This is a genomic window from Candidatus Nomurabacteria bacterium, from assembly GCA_023898465.1.
Classification (GTDB): domain Bacteria; phylum Patescibacteriota; class Patescibacteriia; order HK-STAS-PATE-3; family HK-STAS-PATE-3; genus HK-STAS-PATE-3.
In genome coordinates this window covers 482,014-506,093 of the sequence record CP060223.1, presented here as the reverse complement: position 1 = coordinate 506,093, position 24,080 = coordinate 482,014, and the positions used below count along the sequence as shown (strand labels likewise).

General features: G+C 46.0%; 24 protein-coding genes and 1 tRNA gene. 24 read left to right on the top strand and 1 reads right to left on the bottom strand.

The features are described from left to right. Positions 1 to 25: 25 nt before the first annotated feature. The gene (locus tag H6760_02475) at positions 26 to 400 is read left to right on the top strand and encodes a response regulator (protein USN54012.1); all 375 of its coding nucleotides are present in this window, start codon (positions 26 to 28) and stop codon (positions 398 to 400) included. On the opposite strand, the gene H6760_02470 is transcribed toward H6760_02475, so the two are convergent. Then, entirely contained in the window at positions 401 to 1,777 is a 1,377-nt protein-coding gene (locus H6760_02470) for a cysteine--tRNA ligase (GenBank protein USN54011.1), read from the bottom strand. A 174-nt stretch (positions 1,778 to 1,951) separates the two neighbouring features. Here H6760_02470 and H6760_02465 point away from each other — a divergent pair, with 174 nt between their 5' ends. The 23 genes from H6760_02465 (at position 1,952) to H6760_02355 (ending at position 24,073) form a co-directional block, all read left to right on the top strand. After that, on the top strand, positions 1,952 to 2,374 hold the full coding sequence (locus H6760_02465) for a hypothetical protein (GenBank protein ID USN54010.1): 423 nt from the start codon (positions 1,952 to 1,954) through the stop codon (positions 2,372 to 2,374). A 6-nt stretch (positions 2,375 to 2,380) separates the two neighbouring features. After that, positions 2,381 to 2,830 (top strand): hypothetical protein, encoded by a 450-nt coding sequence (locus H6760_02460; GenBank protein USN54009.1) that lies wholly within the window; start codon positions 2,381 to 2,383, stop codon positions 2,828 to 2,830. Positions 2,831 to 3,275: 445 nt separating this feature from the next. Next, entirely contained in the window at positions 3,276 to 3,515 is a 240-nt protein-coding gene (locus H6760_02455) for a hypothetical protein (protein ID USN54008.1), read from the top strand. Positions 3,516 to 3,563: 48 nt separating this feature from the next. After that, complete coding sequence (locus H6760_02450; GenBank protein USN54007.1) at positions 3,564 to 4,565, top strand: ATP-dependent Clp protease ATP-binding subunit; 1,002 nt, start codon at positions 3,564 to 3,566, stop codon at positions 4,563 to 4,565. A 70-nt stretch (positions 4,566 to 4,635) separates the two neighbouring features. Then, positions 4,636 to 4,821 carry a hypothetical protein gene (locus H6760_02445; GenBank protein USN54006.1) on the top strand — a complete coding sequence of 62 codons (186 nt, stop codon included), beginning with the start codon at positions 4,636 to 4,638 and terminating at the stop codon, positions 4,819 to 4,821. A 173-nt stretch (positions 4,822 to 4,994) separates the two neighbouring features. Continuing rightward, entirely contained in the window at positions 4,995 to 5,516 is a 522-nt protein-coding gene (locus H6760_02440; protein ID USN54005.1) for a hypothetical protein, read from the top strand. Further along, positions 5,513 to 7,855 (top strand): DUF853 family protein, encoded by a 2,343-nt coding sequence (locus tag H6760_02435; GenBank protein USN54004.1) that lies wholly within the window; start codon positions 5,513 to 5,515, stop codon positions 7,853 to 7,855. The genes H6760_02440 and H6760_02435 overlap by 4 nt, the downstream gene beginning before the upstream one ends. Positions 7,856 to 8,149: 294 nt before the next feature. Next, a complete protein-coding gene (locus H6760_02430) occupies positions 8,150 to 8,686 on the top strand; it encodes a class I SAM-dependent methyltransferase (GenBank protein ID USN54003.1) in 537 nt (178 codons plus the stop codon). Between the two features lie 47 nt (positions 8,687 to 8,733). Continuing rightward, positions 8,734 to 9,351: a hypothetical protein gene (locus H6760_02425; GenBank protein ID USN54002.1), complete on the top strand. Its 618-nt coding sequence runs from the start codon at positions 8,734 to 8,736 to the stop codon at positions 9,349 to 9,351. A gap of 69 nt (positions 9,352 to 9,420) precedes the next feature. Beyond that, positions 9,421 to 11,046, top strand: a complete 1,626-nt coding sequence (gene dnaX, locus H6760_02420; protein USN54001.1) for a DNA polymerase III subunit gamma/tau — start codon at positions 9,421 to 9,423, stop codon at positions 11,044 to 11,046. Positions 11,047 to 11,106: 60 nt separating this feature from the next. Continuing rightward, a tRNA-Gln gene (locus H6760_02415) sits at positions 11,107 to 11,180 on the top strand. A 344-nt stretch (positions 11,181 to 11,524) separates the two neighbouring features. Then, the gene (locus H6760_02410; protein USN54000.1) at positions 11,525 to 12,061 is read left to right on the top strand and encodes a host attachment protein; all 537 of its coding nucleotides are present in this window, start codon (positions 11,525 to 11,527) and stop codon (positions 12,059 to 12,061) included. 169 nt (positions 12,062 to 12,230) lie between these two features. Next, positions 12,231 to 12,950 (top strand): hypothetical protein, encoded by a 720-nt coding sequence (locus H6760_02405; GenBank protein USN53999.1) that lies wholly within the window; start codon positions 12,231 to 12,233, stop codon positions 12,948 to 12,950. A 6-nt stretch (positions 12,951 to 12,956) separates the two neighbouring features. Then, positions 12,957 to 13,574 carry a hypothetical protein gene (locus H6760_02400; GenBank protein ID USN53998.1) on the top strand — a complete coding sequence of 206 codons (618 nt, stop codon included), beginning with the start codon at positions 12,957 to 12,959 and terminating at the stop codon, positions 13,572 to 13,574. 1 nt (position 13,575) lies between these two features. Continuing rightward, entirely contained in the window at positions 13,576 to 14,340 is a 765-nt protein-coding gene (locus H6760_02395; protein ID USN53997.1) for a hypothetical protein, read from the top strand. A 10-nt stretch (positions 14,341 to 14,350) separates the two neighbouring features. Then, positions 14,351 to 15,571, top strand: a complete 1,221-nt coding sequence (locus H6760_02390; protein USN53996.1) for a serine protease — start codon at positions 14,351 to 14,353, stop codon at positions 15,569 to 15,571. After that, positions 15,568 to 18,363 (top strand): S8 family serine peptidase, encoded by a 2,796-nt coding sequence (locus tag H6760_02385; GenBank protein USN53995.1) that lies wholly within the window; start codon positions 15,568 to 15,570, stop codon positions 18,361 to 18,363. The genes H6760_02390 and H6760_02385 overlap by 4 nt, the downstream gene beginning before the upstream one ends. After that, positions 18,363 to 18,794 (top strand): GtrA family protein, encoded by a 432-nt coding sequence (locus H6760_02380; GenBank protein USN53994.1) that lies wholly within the window; start codon positions 18,363 to 18,365, stop codon positions 18,792 to 18,794. Before H6760_02385 ends, H6760_02380 begins: the two co-directional genes overlap by 1 nt. Positions 18,795 to 18,894: 100 nt before the next feature. Then, positions 18,895 to 19,611 (top strand): glycosyltransferase family 2 protein, encoded by a 717-nt coding sequence (locus tag H6760_02375; GenBank protein ID USN53993.1) that lies wholly within the window; start codon positions 18,895 to 18,897, stop codon positions 19,609 to 19,611. Between the two features lie 9 nt (positions 19,612 to 19,620). Continuing rightward, positions 19,621 to 20,646, top strand: a complete 1,026-nt coding sequence (locus H6760_02370; GenBank protein ID USN53992.1) for a GDP-mannose 4,6-dehydratase — start codon at positions 19,621 to 19,623, stop codon at positions 20,644 to 20,646. Positions 20,647 to 20,665: 19 nt separating this feature from the next. Next, positions 20,666 to 21,841: a methionine adenosyltransferase gene (locus H6760_02365; protein ID USN53991.1), complete on the top strand. Its 1,176-nt coding sequence runs from the start codon at positions 20,666 to 20,668 to the stop codon at positions 21,839 to 21,841. After that, the gene (locus tag H6760_02360) at positions 21,838 to 22,773 is read left to right on the top strand and encodes an NAD-dependent epimerase/dehydratase family protein (protein USN53990.1); all 936 of its coding nucleotides are present in this window, start codon (positions 21,838 to 21,840) and stop codon (positions 22,771 to 22,773) included. Before H6760_02365 ends, H6760_02360 begins: the two co-directional genes overlap by 4 nt. Further along, positions 22,763 to 24,073, top strand: coding sequence for a nucleotide sugar dehydrogenase (locus H6760_02355; GenBank protein ID USN53989.1), 1,311 nt, complete (start codon positions 22,763 to 22,765; stop codon positions 24,071 to 24,073). Before H6760_02360 ends, H6760_02355 begins: the two co-directional genes overlap by 11 nt. Positions 24,074 to 24,080: the final 7 nt, after the last annotated feature.

Sequence of the window (24,080 nt, the reverse complement as noted above, 5' to 3'; positions counted from 1 at the left end):
ATAGAAAGTTTGCTATACTCCTTCTGTGTCTAAACCTCGAGTACTTCATTTTGAAGATGACCCAGCTTTTGCAGAAAAGTTTGGCCAGCGTCTGCGCCAAGCTGGCTTTGAGGTGCGACACTTTACTAACCCAAGTGCTGATCCGGTATCTATAGTTATGAATGAAAAGCCGGACCTGATAATTTCAGATATTGTTATGCCAGTGATGAATGGAATTGCCTCTGCTCGTTGCATTAAAGCTGACCAGCGTACAAAGCACATCCCCTTAATACTCCTTAGCTCCCTATGTTCACGCGTGGATATGCAAGCAGGTAGGGAAGTGGCTGATCAGTACGTGGTGAAATACGAAGGCGGCATGGATGAAGCCATCACCTATGCAAAAAGCTTTGTCTCAGTGTAATTAGGCTCGGCGGACAAAAGCGCCGCTTGGTCGATCCTCAACTACATACCCAGCATCGAGAAGTTGCTGACGAAGCGTATCCGCCTTTTCCCAGTCCTTTGCCTGTCTGGCTGTTTCGCGCTCTTGTAATAAGGTGTTTAATTCCTCAGGCAGCGTAATTGGGCGGATGCTTTCAATACCTAGTCCAAGAACTCGATCAAAACCTAAGAGGGTGGCCAGTTTATCATTGGTAGGTATTTCCGAGCGCAACAACTCCCAAGTTATAGCCATAGATTTTGGCAGATCTAAATCATTGTTGATGGCTTCGTGGAAGCGCTGCTCAAAATCTTCATTCCTTTGTCCCGGCTCTATAGCGCCCCAACGCTCTATTTCGGCAGTCATGTTTTGCCAACCTCGCTGGGCTGCCTCGAGAGCTTCCCAGGTAAAGTTTAACTTGGTGCGATAATGAGTTTGCAATAGCCAGAAGCGGTAGGCGATAGGATCAAAGGCCTTTGCCTGCAGTGTTTTTAAGGTAAGCGCATTTCCTTCAGATTTACCCATACGACCCTCGTCTATTATAAGGAATTCGCCATGCAGCCAGAAACGGGCCAGCGCTTGGCCGGTCACTGCTTCGCTCTGGGCAATTTCATTCGTATGGTGGACAGGAATATGATCAATACCGCCGGTGTGAATATCAGCAGTCGGTCCAAAGGCTTTCATCACCATAGCTGAACACTCTAGATGCCAGCCCGGGAAGCCAACTCCCCAAGGAGAACCCCATTCCATTTGGCGCTGTTGGTTAGCTGGACTGAACTTCCACAGAGCAAAGTCAGTCGGATGACGCTTCTCAGTATTCACTTGCACGCGGGCGCCTTCCTGTTGTCCGGCCGTATGTAGTCGGGCGAATTCGCCGTAGCGGGGGAAGGTGCTGGTGTCATAATAAATTCCATCGCTAGTCTGATAGGTAACCCCTTTTGCCTCAAGTTGTTGAATCAAGGCAATTTGTTCTTGGATGTGTTCGCTCGCACGTAGCCATTGGGTAGGGCGTTCGATATGCAGGGCATCTAAATCATGAAGAAAGGCTTCCTCATAGGAACGAGTGAGCTCGAGCGCACTTTTTGCTTCACGTTTGGCTTGTTGCTCGACTTTATCTTCTCCCTGATCAGCATCGTCGGTGAGATGTCCAACGTCGGTGCTGTTCATGACTTGGGCAACTTTGAAACCATTGTACTCAAGAGTTCGGCGGAGGAGGTCGCTAAACACATAGGTGCGGAGATTACCAATGTGCGCGAAGCCATACACCGTTGGTCCGCATGAATACATTTTTACCGGACTCTGGTCTGGTTGAGTAAATATTTCTTTCTGTCGTGTCAGTGTGTTGAATAGCTGGAGTTCCATGTAGGGGAAGTGTAGCAAGTAGAGGAGTGCATGGGCAATAGTATTCGCAGCTGAAGATGGCCATCTTCAGCTTTCGGTTGGAGGTTATTTATTACTCCTCTTGACAAAATAGAGAAAATATGCTATCATGCTCTGTTCACAATTGGAAGCACTCTAGCTACGGAGGAAAGGAAAATGAACCGCTCGCTCTTTGTCATCATGTTGTTGACTGCTGGCGTGACCCTCCTCACGGGTTGCGGACCGACAGCTCGCTTCTGTCACGAAGTTTTCGTGTGCGACAACCCTGTCGCGCATGGACACGAGGTGGTGGAGTCGACTGGAGGCGGGGAAGTCATCTTCGCCAACACTGGTCCACTTCGGGATTTCACGCAACGAGTGATCGTCTACGATTCTGACAGGAATCCTCTGGACCAATTCACGTTGGACGGAACATGTCCGACTTTCGTGAAGTGGTATCCGGAGGGCAAGTATCTCTGGACATCCTTCAACGTCGATGGGAAGAAGACACGTGACGGAAAGTTCTTCGTCCCATATCAAGGACGGAGCTTCCGCTACTACAACCATCGCTACGCTGCTGGCGTGGTGATTGGGAGGTAATGAACAATGCAGGTGTTCAACCGTTTCTTCGCTATCGTTGCTCTTCTGGGCATCGTAGCGTCGCTCCTCTCTGGGTGTGCATTCACGCTCACGGGACCGGATTTCGCAGGTTCGGAAGGCATCTTCTCGAACGACTGGAACTACACCTTGTCGTACGAGATCACTCGGCATGCAGCGGCGGACGAGCAAGACGGTACTCCGCCGCGAAGACTGACCGTGCATCCCAATGAGTACGGGACTATGACCCTGAACGAGGGGCGATACACTATCAAAGTGTATCAGTCACAGATCAGTGATCGTGTGTTTCGTACTTTCACCATCAACGTGCCGGCGATCACGGCTGAGCGCATCTACGAAGTTGAAACCGTCCGCGGTTTCACGGGCAAGTACGCTTGGGTCGTCGCGGTGTGCACCAACAACAACGGCGGACCGGACTTCACGGTTCGCGGACAGTAGTGAGGAGGAAGTATGATCTTCCCGACTCACTCACCACCATGACGCCTGTTACTCATTTGAGTGCAGGCGTCTTTCTTTTGCCTGAAGTTTTTGTATAAACTCCAGCGATGCTGAATGGCGAAGATGAATTCTTCGCCTGCGCTACGCAGGAGAAAATAATAACCGCGTAGTCCAAGAATTTATCTTGGACGGTGCATGGAATAGGGAAGGGAGGGGGGGCAATAAAGTCACCTTTACAATTCCGCGAAGTACCACCTTCGCGGAAGAAGCGCTCTCCCTGAACGTGGTAGTCCAGGGAGTTTGGTAATATATTAAATTGAACATTGCCGAAACAATTGACGCGTTATTTTATGCTTGCAAAAAGTAAAAAAGTGTGCTAGAATAGTAAATGTAAAAGAAACACAAAGACTGAATATGGTCTTTGTTTTTCAAACCAGGAGGCCTTATGCCAAATAAAAAAACAATCCCAGTACAAACCACTACACAAGTAAGCACAAGTCAAAAAATAGCCCTGCTCTATGTTGTGTCAGTGGGTGTTATCGTACTTGGCTCAGTTCTTTTTTCCGCCATCTACACTTGGACAGGCGGGAAGCAAGACACTATCCCGACCGCTAGCGCGACAAAAACATATCGCAATGGCGAAGTGCTCGGCGTAGATCAAGTCTTTGTTACCTCAGAAGAATAAAAACGTACAGCGTTAAGCGCTGTAAGCAAAAGAAAAACAAAAAAGGTTATGGAAATATTTGTACCACTCGGAATTGGGTTGATTGGACTGCTGGTAATTTTTTATTACGTTAAGGGACAGAGGGATGGCGGCCATCATGTCTCGACTTTAGGTTTATACGCAAATGATTTAACCCACCTTGCACGCCAAGGGAAATTAGATCCAGTGATTGGTCGCAGTCATGAGATTCATCGACTTATTCAAATTCTCTCACGCCGTACAAAAAATAATCCCGTGTTGATCGGTTACTCAGGAGTTGGTAAGACGGCTATAGTTGAGGAGTTAGCCAGCGAAATTGCCAACGGAAAAGTTCCCGAAACTTTGAAAGGGAAACGCGTGCTAGCTCTCGACTTAGCTGGCTTGGTTGCTGGCACAAAATATCGCGGTGAATTTGAGAAGCGCTTAAAAACTTTACGCGATGAAATCATTCATGCGAACCGAACAATCATTTTGTTCATCGACGAGATTCATACCTTAGCCGAGGCAGGTGAGGCATCTGGTGCAATTGATGCAGCCGATATTCTGAAGCCGGCTCTAGCACGCGGTGAGTTACAAGTCATTGGCGCTTCTACCCCTGAAGAGTATACAAATTATATTTCACGTGACAGTACTCTAGAGCGACGCTTCCAGCCGGTTGCCATTGAAGAGCCAAGTGCCGACATGACTTTAAAAATTTTGTATGGATTACGTTCGCGATATGAAAAGCACCATGGTGTACGTATTACCGACGAGGCATTAAATTATGCGGTGCAACTTTCTAATCAAAAATTAAGCAACCGTCATTTCCCGGATAAAGCAATTGATGTGATTGATGAAGCGGCTGCCAAAGTAAAACTCGAGTCACTGAACAATCAAGACGGCAAAGTACCAACAGTTATCGAATCTGATATTCTGACCGTTGTCCAAGAGTGGGAAAAGGACAACCGACTGGAAGAAGAGCTGCAAGCGCATGCTCCTAAGATTGCGCCAACACTTCCCACCTCATCATCTCGAAACCAAGTTCCCGTATAAAGGTCGAAGGGAGTCGGTTTAAAAAAAATTATCTCCGTTCAGTACAACGGAGCAAAAAGGAAAAAGAAAAATGGAACCATCACAAATGAATACCACACCGGTAGCTTCAACTACTGACCAGCCAGCTGCTGCCCAAGCTAAAGCACAGCCACATGTCCTGGTTGAAGTTATGGAAGGTGTCACACTTTCTGCCCTACTCATTCTTTTCAGCTTTTTATGGGCTGTCGGTGCAAGTGTGTACATGGGTGCATACTAAGCCGTTGATTGGGTAAGGCCTTATCTGCTCCGCTCTGGTTTGTTCCGAGCACTTCTCATCCCGAGGAGTCTTCCGAACAAATTGGAGCGGGGCTTTTCTTTTTTCTTCAAGTTGAGAAAGCAAGATGAAAATGTTATACTTTCATTTGTTTTAAGGGGTATAGGGGAACACACGTGGCTGATCAAACAAAGGAACATCAAGAAGCACCACCGGCTTTTTCGCCAGAGCGTGCAAAGCCCGAGGCGATAGCTCCTGAATTTGGGATTGAACAGGCTCCGCAGCCTGAAAGGGTTCTTGAAAGTGAGTCGCAACACGAGCAGGAAAAAATACATTCTGATACGGAATCTCGACGACGAATTGCTCAACCGCAGACTAAGACCAGTCAAATAGAGCCGGCCCTCCCTTATGGTACGCCAGCGCAGCAGGTAGAGGCTATTTTGGAGGAAAATCTGCAAGAGGTTTTTCGCGGGATGAGTCCTGAGCAGCAGCAGCGCTTCAAACAAGAAGGAGAAAAAACCGCTCAAAAGGTTACCGAATTGCTGAGTGCGGTAAAAGTAAAGGTACAGGCCATAACGAAGGTTATTTTACGTTGGCTACGATTTATCCCGGGCGTGAGTCAATATTATCTCGAGCAAGAAGCAAAAATTAAGACAGATAAGATTTTGCGCTTACGTCATCCAGAAAAGGATTTATGATTTTTGGTGCATTATTACAAATAGGCGGGCCAGGTGGAAGTTTAGCCACCCCCTCGGTTGAAGATATTAGCCAGAGTTTTTTTGAGCAACCTATAGTGCAAGTAGTATGGCCAATAGTGCTTTTTGGGCTGGTTGTTGTATTAGCCCTCTGGTTAATTCGCTGGTATGTGCGAGCAAAGCATCGTGTGCCAGTTGCTTTGGAGCATGTAGTACTGCTCGTAACAGTGCCTAAAGAGGCGGCGCAAGATGAACATCAACCAAGTGATCCGCGCGAACTCCTCTCCGTGGCAGAAACGCTCTATGCCAACCTAGCTGGCATCAAGGCTGAACAGCACGCAAATATTCTTACGAACGCTTGGTATAATTTTCTCTATGGCCGAACCGATCATCTCGCGTTTGAAATTGTTGCGCAAAAGGGATTGATAAAGTTTTACATGGCCGTACCGAGACACTTGCAGCAGCTCCTCGAATCACAAGTACAAGCGCAATATCCCATGGCGCATATTGAGGAAGTGCCTGACTATAATATTTTCCCTCCGCAGGGTTATGTGGCGGGAAGTTATTTGACGCTCGCAAAAGCTTCCGCCTATCCAATACGCAGCTACCGTACACTTGAGTCTGATCCACTGAACGCATTAACTAATGTGATGTCAAAGCTGGACCCTAATGAAGGCGCGGCAATTCAAATGGTCTTGCGTCCGGCAGGTACGAGCTGGCAAAAGAGCGGACATGCTATTGCCAGACGTATTCAGGATGGTAAGCCGGTTGGGCAAGGTAATTCAGGTGCTATGTCAGTGCTGGGCGCCACTTTCCGTACTTTGCAATCAAGCGTCTCTGGTACAAGTGAAGCTGATCGACGGCAGCGGATGGAACGGGAAATGACTCCATATCAAATGACGCCGGCTGAGCAGAGTAAGGTGGAGGCTATTGGGGTAAAGTCTTCTAAATCAGGTTTTCATGTGAATATACGTGTCATTGCCGCCTCCCAAACCCTAGCGCGAGCACGCATGATTCATCAGGCCGTGGTGAATGCCTTTTCCCAATACACCTCACCAGAATCAGGTAATGGATTTCGACAACGCTCCCTCCTTTCTAAAACTCGTTTTGTGCGGGACTTTGTTTATCGTAGTTTTAATGAGGGCCGTCGCTATGTGTTAAATACTGAGGAATTGGCCAGTCTTTATCACCTGCCCTCAGCCACGATTGAGACTCCAAATATTCTTTGGTTGGGTGCTCGTAAGGCGCCACCACCGGTCAATGTGCCACAGGAAGGTCTCTTACTTGGTACAAATATCTATCGGGGCGCTCGCACGCCCATACGTATTTCGCGAGAAGATCGTCGCCGTCATGCCTATATCATTGGTATTACCGGCACAGGTAAATCGGTTGAAATGCAGGAAATGGCCAAGCAGGATATTCGCAACGGTGAAGGTGTCTGCGTGATTGATCCGCATGGTGATTTAGTTGAGCATTTACTGGGCTCGATACCAGAAGAACGCATGAAGGATGTGGTATTGTTTGAGCCGGCTGATACTGAGCGTCCCATTGGCTTGAATATGCTTGATGCTGAGGGAGAAGAGCAAATCGACTTTGCTATACAAGAAATGATTGCCATTTTCTACAAGCTTTTCCCGCCAGAAATGATTGGCCCGATGTTTGAGCATAATATGCGTAACGTTATGCTTACTTTAGCGGCTGATCGCGAGGCACCAGGAACGATTGTTGATATTCCACGCATGTTTACTGACAAGACTTTCCAGCGATATAAGTTGAGTAAGGTGCAAGATCCGGTTGTTCGGGCTTTTTGGGAAAAGGAAATGGCACAGACTTCAGACTTCCACAAGTCCGAAATGCTTGGCTATCTTATTTCTAAAGTCGGTCGCTTTGTAGAAAACCGCATGATGCGCAACATCATTGGTCAACCGCACTCCGGGTTTGACTTTAGGAAAATAATGGATGAACAAAAAATACTCTTGGTGAACCTCTCCAAGGGACGGACCGGTGAAGTGAACTCTAATCTGCTTGGGCTTATCCTGGTAACCAAGCTTCAAATGGCCGCAATGTCACGGGCGGCTTTGCCTGAAACAGAGCGCAAAGATTTTTACCTGTACATTGATGAATTTCAAAATTTTATTACGCCATCAATTGCAACTATTCTTTCCGAAGCGCGTAAGTATCGACTCTGCTTAACACTTGCGCATCAATATCTAGGTCAGCTTATTGAAGACGGTAAGTCGACCATGCGAGACGCGGTCTTGGGTACAGTTGGGACTTTGTTGGCTTTCCGGGTGGGCGGAAGATGCAGAAGTTTTTGCTCGACAGTTTTCACCGGTCTTTAATGAGTATGATGTGATTAACATTGAGCGCTATAATGCGTATGTGAAGCTTTTGATACAGAATACTGCGGCTCGTGCTTTTAATATGCAGTCATTGCCGCCGACCGCATCAAACCCCGAATTAGCAGCACAGCAGGTCCGTGAATTGTCTCGTCAGCCCACTTTGGTATGGAGTATTTATTTTGAGCGGGTCTACTGTGGGTTTTGCGCTTATCGCAACGGGATTTATTACTTGTATCATAGTGCTCTTTGGCCTTGGCCAAGGTTCGCTAATGGTAAAGCATAGGTCGCCTTAATATGGTAAGCCTCGCTTCCACATCGCCAATTTTCATCTTCTTTGTCTTTCTTATTTTATTTCTTGGTAGCGCTGCTTTCGCTGGCTTGCGGGCAGCGCCTTGGCTTCCTACTCGTCAACGTGATGTTGAGCGGATGTTTCAGTTAAGCAATGTCCAGCCAGGCGAGCTTGTCATGGACCTGGGAGCCGGTGACGGCCGCTTTTTGCTTCATGCGGTAAAGCAATATCAGGCTCGGGCGGAGGGTTTTGAGATTTCGCTTCTTCCTTACCTTGCCTCGTTATGGCGTTTGCGCGGTTTAGCTCGATCACAGGCAAAAATGCATTTCCGAGATTTTTTTCATCAGAAGCTTGATCAAGCCGATCTAATTGCCTGTTTTCTTACTCCAAAAGCCATGGCTAAGCTTGAAAAGAAGTGGTTAGCCGAGGCAAAACCGGGAAGTCGCTTAGTAAGCTATGCTTTTCCTTTCCCCAATATTTCTCCAAAAAAGGCTGATAAACCTGATCCAAAGAGCGGGACAGTCTACCTCTATATACGTTGACGACAGGGGGGAAAGGCTGCTATGCTGTTTCCACAAAGAAAGCCAAAATGAGTAACGGAAATAACGCAAAAATCATACGTCAATTGATTGAAAGTGCCGAGCAGAGCCTAGCGAGAGCCAAGGCCATGCTTGAGGATGATGGCACAGAGGCAGTTGGCGCAAATACCGACCTCTTAGCTCAGGCTCGTCAAAACGGTAAAATGACTGTTGAAAACGGCGCCAAAGTAGTTGAAGGCCTCTTTGACGGTCAAAATATGCTGGGACCTGATGGCAAGCAGTACTCGGTGCCGGCAAACTATGCCTCAAAATCCAAGCTAGTTGAAGGCGATCGCCTTAAACTCACTATTATGACCGATGGTTCGTTTGTGTATAAGCAGATTGGCCCAACTGAGCGACAACGACTCATTGGTCAATTATTGCGCGATGAAACCAGTGGCGAATTCGAGGTTGCGGCTGCCAATCGAGCATATAAAGTGCTTTTGGCCAGTGTGACGTATTTTAAAGGCGAGGTAGGCGATGAGATCGTTATTTTGGTGCCAAAAGAAAAGGATAGCCAGTGGGCAGCTGTGGAAAATATCATCAAAAAGTCCGACGGTACTCCAGTAGCACCACTCGAAGAATTTCCGACTGAAGTGGCAGAAGACGATCTAGACTCCCCAGTCTAGAGCCAAAAGCACTGCTCCGTTGTCAAAACACTTCACCTTCGCTAAAATGGGTGAGCTTTTGCATATCGTATGGCTGGAACTACCTCATTATCACGTACCTACCGACCGCAGACTTTTGCTGATTTAGTGAACCAAAAGCATATTCGTTTGCCTTTGGAGCGGGAGATCATCAGCGACCGTATTGGCCATGCCTATATGTTCACTGGTCCGAGAGGGGTTGGTAAAACAACCACTGCTCGCATTTTTGCAAAGGCGATCAATTGTGCACAGCGCCAAGGAGCTGAGCCGTGTACCAAGTGTGCAAATTGTCAGGCCTTTCGTGAGAATCGCGCAATGGATGTCATTGAAATGGACGCGGCCTCTCATACCCAGGTAGATAATGTGCGCGAGAACATCATTCCAAACGCACGCACTCGTCCGAGTGTTTTTCCGTATAAAGTGTTTATTATCGATGAGGTGCATATGCTGTCGACCTCAGCATTTAACGCACTACTTAAGATAATTGAAGAGCCACCTGAGTTTGTGGTATTTATTTTTGCAACAACTGACATTGAACGGGTTCCGGAAACTATTATTTCACGTTGTCAGCGTTTTGATTTTCGCCGTCTAGAGGCAGAAGATTTACTCGATCGACTGCAGGATTTATGTAAGAAGGAAAAGGTAAAAGTTGTTGATTCAGTCTTAGAGCAGGTAGCTCACTTAGCAGACGGTTCAATTCGCGATGCAGAGAGTCTTTTAAGTCAGCTTCTCTCCCTCGAAGAAAAGGAAATAACTGAAGAGGTTGCGGCAATGGTTTTGCCTCGACGTGACCGCGAGCGGGCTATTAAGGTTTTTACCGCAATCACTGAAGCGGATCCACTGCAAGCACGGAATGAATTGCGTGAGGCCTTAGCGGCGGGTAGTCGCGTTGAGCAGTTCTATCTCGATATGTTGGGCGTGGTGCAAGATTTAATCCAAACAGCAGCGGAAAAACAGGCAAAGAAAGGTGATATAGCCGAACTCTCAACCAAATTACGACCAGGCATGTTGTCTAGTTGGTTGCGTGGATTATTGGAGCTGGAAGGCATGCTTCGTGATGTACAAGTGCCAGAGCTTCCAATAGAGCTTTTTATACTTGAACAATCCCAGGGAGGGGAGACAATAAGTCGTCCACCTGAAGATCCGCCAAGCCCACCTGAGCCTCCTTCAACCCCTAGTGCTCCCACCGAGGAAATCCCTCAAGTAGAGGAAAAAACCGAAGCGCCAGCTCCTAAGGCAAAAAAAGAAAAACCCGTAAAAGCCTCTTTACCTGCTGACGTGGGGGTACAAAAGCTCTGGGAGTCATTAGTGTTAAAGGTGAGCGAAAGTTCACATAGCTTGGCCGTGGTATTAAAAGTGTGTCGTCCAAAAGCCAAAGAGGAGGGGGTTTTTACTATTTCAGCAGCTTATCCATTTCATCGTGACCAGCTGCTTGAGCATAAAAATAGGGCAGTGCTTCTTGAAGCACTTCGTGAATTGACTGGCGAGGACTTAAAAATTGAAGGGGTGGTTGAGCGAGTAGAGTACACGCGGGCTGATGATATTCCTCAACGCTTGGATGATGTGAGTCTTGATACGAGTGATCGCGTGGCCCCTGCAAAAGCGGCCCCTAGTCGCTCAGAGGTTTCGACTGGTGATAGCACTTGGGACAAGGTCTTGCAGGCTTTTAGCGCATAAGGTAGGGTAGTATTCTGTACGATATAAGGGGAAATCTGTACATTATCGCGCTGCGTTGATTCGGGAGTCGTCTAGTGGTAGGACGCTAGGTTCTGGCCCTAGTAACCGGGGTTCGAGTCCCTGCTCCCGAGCCATCGCAGCGAAGATTATTTCTTGAGACGGGTAAATTGCATAGAGCAAAGAAGCTGCTGTAACATTCGCAGGCGATTTTCGATTCCCCGAACTAAAAAATATTATTGCACAAGAGTTTTTACCTAGCGTCAATATTGACATGTGCTTTTGTGGCGAGTAACCTAAACATACAATCTATTCAGCAAAGGACTGCAACTACAGCACCAGCTGCGCCAGGGGAATCCGAGTGAACGCCAACTGCCTCCTCGGTTTTTTCATCCCCATTGTGGAAGTGAAAGAATGCTCTTCGCCCTCAGGTAATACATATAGAGATAGCTTCAAACTATTAACTTATGTAGGAGGATCTATGCGACGAAGATTACATATTACGCAAACACTGCCTCAGTTTACTAATGAGCGCGCCTTGTTTATTGTGACTGGGACAAAATCCCTCGAGCTCTATGAGGCAATGAATGGCACAATAGAAAACGTGCTCTCATATAGAATCGAGGCGCCGGAATACTCAGATAAGGAGGGCCATTTTGCCAAACGCCGAGGTGGAAAAACTCTTGCTTCTGGCGCGGTGCGAGAAGATGTGGAGGCTTCCTTGCGAGTGAAGTTTCTCCGTCAGTTAGAGAGCAGTCTGCAGACGATTATGCACAGTGGTAAGGTTACTGCAGCATATATCTTTTCCCCTCAGCATATGATGAATGATGTCGTAAAAGTTATGCCGCGAGCAATTCAGAAGCAAACAAAGAAAGTGGTGCAAGGAAACTTTACCAAGCTACACCCCTTTGAAGTGCTACAAAAAATAGTTGATAAAGGGGAGGAAAAGGTGCAGGTAATTACTAGCGAGGCAATGAAGCTCCTACAAAAGGCTCAGTTGCAAACCAATCTTCATTAGTTGAGAACTTCTCGCCGAATTCCTTAGTAAGCCGGCGATACCAATCATGCTCCAGTACCAACTGGGGCTTTTTGGTAGAGAGTTGACAATCTCTCGATATTATTCTCTAGTCTTTTTTTATAAAATCAGGTACACTCAAGGCGTTGTAATTAATGTAAAGGGGATTTGTATGTTTGAGAACCAAGAGTCAACACCAACAGCGCAGCCAGATCAAGGCATGCGTGCAGCTCCAAGTTTTCCACAAGCTACACCTCCGCCAGCACCTCAAAATCCCTTTATTCCGCAACAAAATCAAAATACTCCGCCTCAGCCTCAGTGGCAGGCACAAACGCCTCCACCTAAAAAAGGATCTAAGGCTTGGCTTTGGGTACTCCTCGTTATCCTGGTGGTGGTAGCGGGTGGAGCGGCTGCATATTACTTCTTCTTTTTACCCAGCGACACCAATACTAATGTAAATACAGAAACGACCAATACGGTAAGCAATCAGGCAAGTAACACTGTGGTAAATCGCACAAGCAATACTAATACGAGTAATTTGAATACTGGTACCGAATTTACCACAAATACAAACACCTCAAATGCTAATCAGGCTACAAATACGTCAAACACGAACACAAGTACAAATCAGTCGAATCAAAACAGCAGTGCGCAAAACACAAATTCCAACGTTGATACTGACAGAGATGGCATAACTGATACGCAAGAGGCTGCTCTTGGTACTGATCCAACCCTAAGTGATAGCGATGGAGACGATCTTGGCGATTTTAAAGAAGTGTACATATATAACACCGATCCATTGAACCCTGATTCCGATGGCGACGGCTATTTGGATGGTGAAGAGGTAAATAACGGATATAGCCCTCTGGGATCCGGTCGACTCGAGAGTTAATGAGCTATGCCCGAGACCAACTCAGAATTTGAGCACGACGACTCTCGCGGGACCCTGAACAGTCCTGGTTTGCCTGATGAACCAGTCGCATTTAGTGAGCCAGATGTTAAGAAAGTTATATCGCCCAAGAGTCCTCGGGTATTTACCATGCTACTCCTTTCTCTCAGCGGGATTGTAATAGTTGGGGGTGGAATTCTTTTACTCGTGCCAAAAAAAGATGACTCTGAAGCAACAACAAATTCCACCACGAATGCATTACAAGATTCGATCCGTCGAATTTTACCTGAACGTCAACCAGGAACAAATGCAAGTGAAGTCCAGCAAACTCAGACGAGTGCTACATCAAGCAGTAGGGCAGTAAATCAAAATACGAATACGAGTAATGTAAATAGCTCGGTGTCATATCGAACCGATACAGATAATGATGGACTACTCGATCGTCTAGAGGCGCAATATGGCTCTGACCCAGAGAAAAGCGACACCGATGGTGATGGCTTAAACGACCTTCTAGAGGTGTATGTATATCAAACTGATCCGACTGAAGAAGATAGCGATGGTGACGGTTTTAGTGATGGCGAAGAGGTAAAAAACGGTTATAACCCAAATGGTTTAGGAAGAATATAGCATGCTTGCGTTTATTAGATTTTTACCAGCCTTTTCAACAATAGTCTTCCTTAGCGGGATGTTTGTCCTCACTCTCCGTCCTGGCTTAGTTTGGATAATCGGCGCCATTCTCACGGTGTGGAATATCCTTAGTGTGTATTTGCTAGCTGGACGGCAGTGGAGGTCGCTAACTTTTTGGTCACTTCTTATCCTGCCATTTTGGTTATATCTCAGTAGTCAAAGTATTGTCTTGTTTATCACCTCGTCATTTATTCGATGGGGCATCACTATTATCATCCCGTTTGCTCTTGGTTTTTATTATCGACAAATCTTTCATTACCACTACTCGCCGGGTAGATATCAACCCTTTGCTTTAGAAAACCTTTCAAATGGATTTGCGTTAGTGGTTATGTTCTTTGCCAGCGCCTCTCTTTACGGAATGATAGTTTTTTTGGGATTTAACTGGTTCATGCTCTTGCCTTTTTGGGTTTTAGTAGTCGTGAGCGTTTCTTATGAAATGTTATGGGTAAAAAAGACCCTGGATGTGCGGGGTTGGCGCTGGTTTGCTGTTTTTTCCATCATGCTCAGTGAGGTCTTTATCGTGATGAGCTTTTTTCCAACAAATTTCATTGTAAATGGAGCTGTTATTACAATCATTTACTACACCTTGGTGGCCATGCATCGGGCTGCATTAAAGGAGAAAATTGAACGCAACATGATACTGCGTCCTCTTGTGTTATCATTTATCTTACTCGTGATTATATTAGGAACCGCCTCCTGGGTTTAGTTGTACAAGTATGAAACCAAAGATCGCTCCCACATCCCCAAAATATTCCCAAGAAGCCTCAGTTGAGAAGCTTTATAACCAAAGTACAATTGAGCAACCAAGTAAACGAGTTTCTTGGATTTCTATTCTTCTTTTCACGGTTCTATTTGGTTTGTTATCTGGGGCAGTAGGGATGGTACTTCTCAATAGTCTATATCAACAGAACCCTCAATGGCCTTTTTGGCGAGATATTCGTCTCGCAGAAACCTCAAATGAGGCTCGAGAGGTTATTATTCGGGAGACAGGGAGCACCGATCGGATTGACCAAGACAGGCAGGCGCTTTATGACCGAGTGACTCAATCACTCCTTAGTGTATATCAAGTTGAGGATACTCAGTACACGTACCTTGGTACAGGAGCTTTTGTTACCACTGATGGTATCTTTGTTTTTGATGGAAAAGTTAATGCAAGTACCATTAGTGGTCAGGTTGTCGCATATACTAATGCAGGAAAAAAGTTGGACGTAAGTATTCTTGCCTATGATCCAATTAGCGATCTAAGCCTTGGTCAAGTGAGCGGAGAGCAATACCAAGTATTGAGCTTTGGTGTAGCTGCGGATTTGCACGCCGGGCAAGGGCTATATATTTTAAGTGCGAATCGATCACTTGGAGTGCCGCAAATTCGTAGTACGCAGTTAGTCAGCGCAAATGCATCAATAAACAGTGATCCGCTTTCGCTTGAATCAAGCGAGGTCTTATCCCACGATATTTTGCTGAGTGGAGAAGCGGCGGTGAGCCCGGGGTCAATTGTGGTTGATCAAAACGGTTCTCTGCAAGGTATATATTTGCAACAAGAAAATCCAAATCGTATTTTCCCTGTTGTATATATACGAACAGCTCTTCAGGCCTATACCAGTTCAGGACTTATCACACGGACTCGATTAGGTGTGCATGGTTATGATTTGCATAACTCAGTAGGATTAAGTGAGAGCCAAACGAATCAGCGAAATGATGGGTTTTTGTTGGCAGGGACCGCGGCTGACCCAGCAGTTGTTGAGGGTGGGCCGGCCAGCGAGGCGGGTCTACAAGACGGCGACATCATTATCTCCGTGAATGGTCAAAATATTGACCAGTCCCACAGCTTGCAGCAATTACTCCAGTCCGTGACTATAGGCGCTGAAGTGGATATAAATTACTTACGGGACGGTGTAACGCAAAACAGTAAAGTTATCTTAAGTTCACTGTCGACATGAGATGGGGGCGCTTCATAGGCGGAATAGTTCTAGTTTGGATTTTCAGTTTTTTTAGTCCGCAAGTAGAAGCGCAAAGTCAGTTTGTATATCCTGGTCAGCGGGTTGTGGGATTTACCACAACTGGTATAAGTGCAAATGAGGAAGGTGACATTATTACCGATAATGATCATCTCGCCACTATACTTTCGACCTTTCCCTCCTTAACTGTGCAGCAATTAAGTGCGCAGAGTTTTCTTTTTTCATTACCAAATGAAACTGAGGCAAATGATTTGCAGGATAGACTTGCCTCATTGCCTGAGACTCGGTATATAGAGCCAAATTATTTAGTAGGAGCAACCTTCACTCCTAATGATCCTTTGTATAACCAGCAATGGAATTTTACAAAGGTAAAAGCGTCTCAGGCCTGGGATTATGACACGAGCAGTCCAACCCATGGTGGTGATCCGAGTGTTATCGTCGCAGTCTTAGATACTGGCGTTGCCTATCAAGCATATACAGACCCTAACCCAGCGAAGTGTTTAGTAGAAAATCCGGGTAATTGCTTATCAGCTGGTGCAGAGTATGCAAAAGCGCCAGATTTTAGTGCCACAAATTTCACAACTGGATATGACTTTGTAAACGAAGATACTCATCCGAATGATGATAATGGACATGGTACACATGTAAGTAGCACCATAGCAGAGACAACACATAACAGCCTCGGCGCTGCGGGTTTGGCATATCACAGCACAATCATGCCGGTTAAAGTTTTAGCCAGAGATGGATATGGTACTACTGCTGATATTGCGCAGGGGATTGATTATGCGCGAACACACGGCGCTGATATTATATCCATGAGCTTGGGAACAAGTAGCTACAGTCAGGCTCTGACTGACGCAGTAAATGATGCTATTGCTCAGGGAATTCTAGTGGTCGCTGCTACCGGAAATGCAAATAGCTCAACCTTGCTATACCCAGCTCGCACCTCAGGAGTTATTGCCGTGGGAGCTACCGGAAATACCACACAAAATACTCGCGCCTCGTACTCTAATTATGGACAAAATATCGCCTTGGTTGCACCAGGCGGGGATGGCTCCTCATCAATTATCCAGCAAGGATTCACAAACCTCGATGGGGATAGCCTACCAGCTGATTTTACCACTTTTGGTTATGTGGGCTATCAGGGCACGTCGATGGCCACTCCACATGTGAGTGCTGCCTTAGCACTCTTTTTAGCAGCCGGCGCTGATCCTGCTGATGCTAAAGGCGTGCTTACTGAAACAGCTAAGGACCTCGGTAGTAGTGGCTATGATCTCGAGTATGGATACGGGCTTTTAGATATTGATGCCGGCTTGTCTGTTATCACTACTGATGTTACGCCGCCAGTATCCTCAGCTAGTCTCAGTCCCAGTAGTCCAAACGGCCAAAATGGTTTTTATAGCACAGCCCCGCAGATGACATTGTCCGCTAGCGATGATGCCGCTGGGGTGAGTGCAATTTTTTATCGCATTAATAGCGGTAGTTGGCAGACATACTCCAGTGCAGTGACTTTGCCTAAAGGTAATATAACTGTGGAATATTATGCCGAAGATCTTGCTGACAACATTGAAAGTGCCCATAGCTTTGAAGTAAAAATCGACACCCTGGCTCCAACGGTTACCATAACGTATCCTTTTGCAGGTAGCTCAACCGGGAATCGACGTCATTATATCGTTGGCGTATCACGTGACGATGATTCAGGAATTGCTGAAGTGACCGTGAATGGGCGTCTTGCTTTTCGTGATGGCAATACCTACTCCGGCGTGCTTACTTTAGGGCCGGGATTGAACACCGTGACAGTGAAGGCCACTGATCAGGCAGGGTTAGTGAGCACAGCGACTGATACGATGAACTACGACGTTTGGGTTAATCTACTCAGCGCGCCTTTAAGCAACCATAGTCCAACCGTGCGAACCTTGCGTCAGGATGGGAGTCTCCTATGGGAGACAATGGCCTATGCTCCAAACTTTACTGGAGGAGTGAATATTACTTCAGGTGATATTGATCGAGATGGATTAATGGAATTTGTAAGCGCGCCAGCTTCAAGTGGTGGTCCACACATTCGCGTCTTTTCCTCGCGTGGGGCTTTGGAATACCAGTTTATGGCCTATGCGCCAAGTTATCGAGGTGGAGTAAGCATTGCAACCTGCGACTTGGATGGTGATGGACGTGATGAAATTATTGTGGGTACTGGTGCAGGAAAAGCGCCCCAAGTGCGCATTTTTAGCGGCGGAGGCTTATACGGTCAATTTTATGCCTACCCATCATATTTTCGCATAGGTCTCTCTGTTGCATGTGGTGATGTGACTGGGGATGCTATTCCTGAAATTGTTGTAGCGCCAATTAGTAACGGTGGGCCACATGTGCGTGTTTTTAATGGGAGTGGAGGACTGGTCTCTCAATTTTTCGCTTACCCAAGCTACTTTAGAATCGGTTTAGACCTGGCAGTTGGTGATGTGGATGGTAATGGCGTATCAGAAATAGTCGTTGCTCCTTTAAGTAATGGTGGACCGCATGTTCGAGTATTTAATGCGAGTGGGGAAGTGCAGTCTCAATTTTTCGCTTTTGCCGAGAATTTTCGCGGAGGAGTACGCATTGCGAGCGCGGATGTGAATGCTGATGGGGCTGACGATATCATTGTGGGTGCAGGGATTGGCGGAGGGCCACACCTGAGAGTTTTTGATGGTAACGGAAGTGTCATTGAACAAATGTTTACTTTTGATCCAGCTTTCCGCGGTGGCATCAGCGTTGGAGCAAACTTTGAGCCAAGATAATGCAGCAGCTTGTTAACTACATTCGCCAACACCCATTCATTGAGCGCCGGCCTGGCCTGGCGCAATTTATTAAGTTTGGTGTTGTTGGGTTTGGGAATACCTGCCTAGACTTTAGTATTTATTTTTCGCTCACTCGTTTTTTTCACGTTCCCTTTTTAGCAGCAAACGCGGTTGCATTTTTAAGCGCAGTAAGTTTAAGCTTTACCTTAAATAAGCGCTGGACTTTTCGTGATCGTCAAAGAGCCTTTCGTCGGCAATACACTCGCTTTGTCGCTGTGAGTGCGGTAGGCGCAGTACTAACCGAATTAGGACTTTGGTTTTTTGTTGTCGTAGTAGGATTGCACGATATTTATGCAAAGATAGTGTCAGTGCTCATTGTGCTATTTTGGAATTTTTTTGCCAATAAATTTTGGACCTTTCGTCAGCATTAAGTATATGACCTGCTTGTCCAAAGGCTTAAAAATTGGTATACTAGCGGCCGAGCTCGGTACACATTTTATTCAGTATTGAGCCGTACATTAAGAAATAGTCATGTCAAATCCTGTTGAGCTTTCCATTGTTTTGCCGGCGTATAATGAAGCGAAGCGCCTGCCTCCCAGCTTGGAAACTATCCTTGAATATTTCCCCAAGCACTACCCCGATCTTAGCTACGAGGTAGTGGTGGTGGATGATGGTAGCACGGATGGTACTGCTCGATTAGCAGCTGGTTATGGGAAGCCGGTCCGGGTGCATTCTGTGCCACATGGCGGTAAAGGTGCTGCCGTTAAGGCTGGAATGCTAGAAGCAAGAGGTGTCTGGGTGTTGCTGACCGATACTGATCTCTCCACTCCGATTCAAGATTTCGCTAAGTTTTGGCCGGAGCGTAAGCAGTATGATGTGTTGATTGGCTCGCGAGCATTACCCGAAGCTGATATTACCGTTCGTCAATCTTCGGTGAAGGTAACGCTGGGACGAATTGGAAATAAGTTGATTCAATGGTTAGCAGTGTCCGGCATAGAAGATACGCAATGCGGATTTAAACTGTATAGTAAGCGCTGCCGTATGCTTTTTCAAAAGCAGCAGCTACGAGGGTGGGGATTTGATTTTGAAATACTTTTCCTGGCAAAAAAATTTCACTTCACGATGAAGGAAATTCCTGTGACTTGGAAGAATGATTTTGCTAGTAAGGTGCGTCCCTCAGATTATATAAAAACTTTTTGGGAGCTTCTTAGTGTTCGATACCATGACATTTTAGGTCATTATCGTTAAGTACTGCGTATGAGCAGACCCATTTTTGAAAGAAAAAACATATTAGTAACAGGTGGAGCAGGATTCATTGGATCTCATCTTTGTGATGAGCTGGTGAAGCAACACAAGGTTATTTGTTTAGACAATTTTTCAACTGGTCGAGAAGAAAACATAAATCATCTTCTCCAAAATCCAAATTTTGAGTTTGTGAAGCATGATTTGTCTGATCCGATAGATCTTGATCACGAGCCAGGTCTTAAACCTTTTCAAGTGGAGTTCCAAGGAGTGCAGGAAATTTATCATTTCGCCTCTCCGACTTCACCAAAGGATTATCTACAGATGCCAGTTGAAACACTGGTAGCAAATGCTCAAGCAACTCGGAATGCTCTTGAAATGGCGAAAAAATATCAAGCCAGTTTTCTCTTGGCTTCTTCTGATGCCATTTATGGCGAACCCATGGAAAGGACTCCATACCCAGAAGAATATTGGGGCTATGTGAATCCGGTTGGGTCGCGATCGGCCTTTAGTGAGGGTAAGCGCTTTGCCGAAAGCTTAACCGTGCACTACCGAGAAAAATACGCATTAAAGGCAAAAATCGCCCGACTCTTTAACACCTATGGTCCTCGCTTGCGCGTAGACGATGGTAGAATGGTGCCGGAAATGATTAATGCGGCGTTGCGTAACGAAACTATTACGGTATACGGTAAAGCAGATGATACCACGACTCTTTGTTACATCAGCGATATTGTGGAGGGCTTACTGCGACTCATGAAATCAAGCGAGTTAGGGCCAGTTAATCTGGGTAGTCCTGATCAACATCGCCTAGAGGATGTAGTAAAGTACATTCAAGAACTTACGGGCAGTACATCAGGATCTCGTTTTACCGAACACACTAAGTCAACAGTTATACAGGGCGTGCCTAATATAGCTTTGGCAAAAGAGCGCTTAGGCTGGTTTCCAGTAGTGGCCTTATCAGAAGGCTTACGCCGGACCATTGATTACTTTAAAGGCGCAAAAAATATTGATATTTCAGCTAGTATTTCAAAAGACCAGTAATAATTAAGGAACTAGGAGCATGTCAACGAATCGACATCATGTCTTTACTTCAGAGTCAGTAACCGAAGGCCACCCTGATAAGGTGTGCGATCAAATATCAGACGCAATACTTGACGAATTATTACGACAGGATCCCCATAGTCGCGCAGGTGTCGAAACCATGGCAACTACCGGCTTGATTGTTGTTGCAGGAGAGATAAGGACAAAGGGATATGTTGATATTGCAAAAATAGCTCGAGAGACTATTCGGGATATTGGCTACACTGATCCAAATATGGGATTTCATTGGCAGGACTGCGGCGTGATCGTCGCAATTGATGAGCAGAGCGCTGATATTGCGCAGGGTGTAGATGAGGGTAAGGGTAAGTATAAAAAGCAAGGAGCAGGTGATCAGGGACTCATGTTTGGTTATGCCACTGATGAAACACCTGAGTTAATGCCATTGCCGATTATTCTGTCTCATAAACTTTCTCGTCGCTTAGCATACGTGCGAAAGAAAGGAATAATGCCTTATTTAGGGCCGGATGGTAAAACTGAGGTAGCGATCGAATACGAAAATGGTAAAGCAAAGCGTTTAAACACTGTTGTTATTGCTACGCAGCATAATGAAAAAGTAAGCGAGAAAAAAGTCGAGCGCGATGTCATGAAGCACGTCATCCGACCAATAGCAGGACGCTGGATGGATAATAAAACACGTCACTTCATTAATGCGACAGGAAAGTTTGTGAAGGGTGGACCTCCAGCTGATGCAGGCTTGACCGGACGAAAAATTATTGTCGATACCTATGGAGGACACGGTAGCCATGGTGGTGGAGCATTCTCTGGTAAAGATCCTTCCAAGGTTGACCGATCAGCTTCATACATGGCTAGACATGTTGCCAAAAATATTGTCGGCGCAAAGCTTGCCAAGAAGTGCGAAATACAGCTCGCCTACGTCATTGGCGTTGCTGAACCTATCAGCGTGCTTATCGACACAAAAGGCACAGGTGTCATTAGCGATGGTAAATTAGAAAAGATCGTTCGCCAGGTGGCGGATTTGACTCCTGGTGGTATTATCCAACACCTTAATTTACGTAGGCCTATTTATCGACCAACCGCAGCGTATGGACACTTCGGTCGTAAAGAAGCAAGCTTTAGTTGGGAGCAACTCTCCTTAGCTGCTAAATTCCGATCGGCGGCCAAAAAATACCTATGAGCAAAGTCGTCGTAACTGGGGGAGCTGGATTTATTGGTTCTCACTTGGTTGACGCGCTGCTCTCCCAGGGTAATCGAGTATTGGTGATAGATGATTTGTCCACCGGCAATAAAGAGTATTTGCATCCGGAGGTTGATTTCTTAGAACTTGATATCTGTAAAGATAAGACCGCTCAGGAAATTAAAAGGTTTAAGCCGAACCAGATATTTCACTTAGCTGCGCAAAAAAATCTACGCTACTCACTTGAACATCCAGACGAAGATGCCAATATTAATATTATTGGTAGTATTAAGTTACTTGAAGCGGCTCGTGAAATACAGGTAGAGAAGTTTCTCTTTGCCTCAACCGGCGGGGCGATTTATGATGCAGATGAGGCAAGACCAACTCCAGAAACTGGTTTAGCTGCACCTATTTCACCGTACGGAATAGGGAAGCGGGCCTTTGAGTATTATCTTTCGGCTTATACGAAAGTGTATAAGATGCCCAGCGCAGCACTCCGCTTAGCAAATGTATACGGCCCTCGGCAAGATCCAAAGGGTGAAGCGGGTGTAGTGGCAATATTTATTGATCACGTATTGCACAATCGTTCACCGCAAATTAATGGTGACGGATCGCAAACTCGAGACTTCGTATTCGTTTCCGACGTTGTGCGGGCTTTTATTGCGGCGGCTGACTCGGATCGTGTCGGCATATTCAACGTTGGTACGAGTCAAGAAACCAGCATCAGCCAGCTTTGGAGCTTAATAAAAGATTCCATGCACAGCGATCTTGAAGCAAAGCACGGTCCGGAGATTCCCGGTGAATTGATGGCGAGTAGTCTTGATGTGCAAAAAAGTGCCAAGGAGTTGAATTGGGGGCCGAGCATTGATGTTGCTATGGGTATAAATGAAACAGTCTCTTGGTTTTTCAAGCAGCAAAAGTATGCGAAGTAAAAAGCGTGCTATTCGTTCACAAAAAACTAGGAAAGGGGCTTTAGCCGTTGTTGGATTGGGTTATGTTGGTCTTCCACTTGCATGCTTAGCTGTTGAAAAGGGATATAAGGTCCTGGGAGTCGTTCGAAGTCAAAAAAAAGCAGAAATGATCAGCGCTGGTGTATCTCCGATTGATGATGTGCGAGTCCGTAAAAATTTAAAAAAGAATCCTTTCTTAGCTACAACTGATTTTAGTGTAGTGAAAAAGGCAAAAGCTATAATTGTTTGCGTACCTACACCAGTTGACCACGCATACAATCCTGATTATGGTCCAGTAATCGATGCATGTAAAAAAATTGCGAAGCATCTTCACAAAGGACAATTGATTATTATTGAGTCCACCATTAATCCTGGAACTTGCGAAGAAGTTCTCCTTCCCGTGTTAGAAACATCTGGGCTTCATGCTGGTAAAGATTTTACCTTAGCGCATTGCCCTGAACGAATTGATCCGGGTAATGCAAAATGGAATGTGCGAACGATTCCCAGGGTAATTGGCGCGTATACCAAAAAAGGTAGAGCAAAGGCAATCCGGCTGTATGAGAGTATTATTGATGCGCCAATCCGGCCAATGGAATCTCTCAAGGCCGCGGAAGCGACAAAGATAATGGAAAATTCTTTTCGCGATATTAATATTGCCTTTGTGAATGAGATGGCACAATCATTTAGCAAATTGGGCATTGATATTTTAGATGTTATTGAAGGTGCTCAGACAAAGCCTTTTGCCTTTTTAGCGCATTATCCTTCATGCGGCGTTGGAGGTCATTGTATACCCGTTGATCCATATTATCTCATTGAGCGAGCAAGGCAGATTGGCTTTGATCATAAGTTCCTTAAGCTAGCGAGGGAGATTAATAATGGAATGCCAGAGTATACCGTAAAGCAGCTCATAGAGGCACTAAATCAAGTTGCTCTGCCTGTGAAGGGTACGAAAGTAGGCATATTAGGGGTAGCGTATAAGGCCAACATCGATGATGTGCGCGAGAGTCCCTCATTTCGCATTCAGGAGCGTCTTAGAGAGCTTGGCGCGCAAGTAGAGGTGTATGACCCTCATGTACCACAAAAATCCACAGTGGAGAGCCTAGAGGCTCTATTATCAAAGGTAGACGCAGTGATTCTGGTGACAAACCATCAGGCATTTCTCGATATCCCAAACAAGCTCTGGAAGAAATATCATGTAAAAGTCCTCATCGACGGTAAAAATGCGCTTGATAAGTCTGCTTTGCAAAAGGCCGGCGTGCACTATCGAGGAATTGGGCGATAGGAGTTTT